The organism is Pseudomonas sp. Ma2-10 (assembly GCF_054330215.1).
In genome coordinates this window covers 1-2,011 of sequence record NZ_JBTEYL010000064.1, presented here as the reverse complement: position 1 = coordinate 2,011, position 2,011 = coordinate 1, and the positions used below count along the sequence as shown (strand labels likewise).

Annotated in this window: 2 protein-coding genes; both read left to right on the top strand. The window is 61.6% G+C overall.

The features are described 5' to 3' along the window. On the top strand, positions 1-1,567 hold a 1,567-nt coding region (gene tssI / locus ACXPVS_RS27255), incomplete at its 5' end, for a type VI secretion system tip protein TssI/VgrG (RefSeq protein WP_458512646.1). Then, positions 1,557-2,011 (top strand): DUF4123 domain-containing protein (locus ACXPVS_RS27250; protein WP_458512645.1); only part of this gene is annotated, 455 nt, incomplete at its 3' end. The genes tssI and ACXPVS_RS27250, both read left to right, overlap by 11 nt.

Genomic DNA, 2,011 nt, shown 5'->3' with positions numbered 1-2,011 from the left:
CCTGTGCGAGGAAGAAGGTATCCACTACCACTTCCAGCACAGCGCCACGGCCCACAAGCTGGTGTTCGGCGATGACCAAACGGTGTTCCCGAAACTCGCACCCGTGGCCTACCAGCAAGACTCCGGCATGGTCGCCAACAACCCGGTGATCAAGCGCTTCGACCTGCGCCTGGAAACCCGCACCAGCCGCACCACCCGCCGCGATTACGACTTCGAAAAACCACGCCTGACGCTGGAAAGCGAAAACCGTGGCGACGCCCTGCCCGACCTCGAAGACTACGACTACCCCGGTCGTTTCATCGACCGAGAGCGCGGCAAGCACCTGGCCAAACGCGCTCTGGAACGTCACCGCAGCGACTTCCAACTCGCCGAGGGCAAGAGTGATCAGCCGCTGCTGGTCAGCGGCCATTTCCTCGCCTTGACCGAGCACCCGAAGGCCAAGTGGAACGACCTGTGGCTGCTGACCGAAGTCCTGCACGAAGGCAAGCAGCCGCAAGTGCTGGAAGAATCGGTGACCAGCAACACCACAGCGTTGAAGGACGACTTCCATCAAGGCTACCGCAACCGATTTCAGACCACCCCGTGGGACGTGCCGAATCGCCCGCCGCTGACCCAGAAAAAGCCGCGCATCCTCGGCAGCCAAAGCGCCGTGGTCACCGGCCCAAAGGGTGAAGAAATCCACTGCGACCAGTACGGCCGCGTCAAAGTGCAATTCCACTGGGACCGCGAAGGTCAGGCCGACGACAAGACCAGCTGCTGGCTGCGCGTCTCCTCCGCGTGGGCCGGCGCCCACTACGGCGGCATCGCCATCCCGCGCATCGGCATGGAAGTGCTGGTGACTTTCCTTGAAGGCGACCCCGACCAACCGCTGATCAGCGGCTGCCTGTACCACAAGGAAAACGTCGTCCCGTACGACCTGCCCGCGAACAAAACCCGCAGCACCTTCAAGACCCTGAGCTCGATGGGCGGCGGCGGTTACAACGAACTGCGCATCGAAGACAAGAAAGGTCAGGAGCAGATCTTCCTCCACGCCCAGCGCGACTGGGACGAGAACGTCGAGCACGACCAAAAAATCCGCGTCGGTCACGAACGCCACGATACCGTCGAGCAAAACAGCTACAGCGAATTCAAAGCCGAAGAACACCACACCGTCTACGCCGACCGCAAAGTCGAGGCCCGGGCGAACGACCACCTCACCGTGGGTGTGAACCAGCACATCAAGGTGGGTACCGGCCAATTCATCGAAGCCGGCCAGGAAATCCACCTGAGCAGCGGCATGAAAGTCGTGCTCGAAGCGGGCAGCGAACTGACGCTCAAGGGCGGCGGCAGCTTCATCAAAATCGACGGCAGCGGCGTCACCCTGAGCGGCCCGGTGATCAACATGAACTCCGGCGGCAGTCCCGGCAACGGGACCGGAGCCGCACCACTGATGCCCGGCGTGCTGAAACAGGCCGATGCCGACAAGGCCGGCGCGGTTCTGACCCCGGCGCAGATCAACACCCTCAAACGTAACGCGCCGTTCTGTGAAGAGTGCGAAAAATGCAAGGCAGGTGCTTGTGCGATCTGATCTTTTGACCCCGCAGGCTTGGCTGGCTGAACGGCCGTTGCAGGCGAATGAACGTCTTTATTTGATTGTCAGTGCGGCCAGCGATGCCGAACCACTGAAGGCCTTCTACCAGCAGGAGATGGCGCCGGAGCTGACACCGATCTGGGGCGGCACGCCGTACGCGGATTGGCAGCCAGTGATGCCCTACCTCGCCGAGCTGAAACCCAACGCCGGTTTCCTTCAGTGGATTGCTGAAACCGATGCTCAGGATTGGGGCTGGCTGGCGGTGTCCACCAGCACCCCGGACGTGGTATTCGAACACCTGCGCAGTTTGACTCAAGTGCGTATGCCCGATGGCACCGAGGTGTTTTTTCGGTTCTGGGATGGGCGACACATTTTTCCGATTCTCGAAGGACTCGGTGCCGGCGCGGGTGAGGTTTTACCCGTGTTCGACCGCTACCTGAT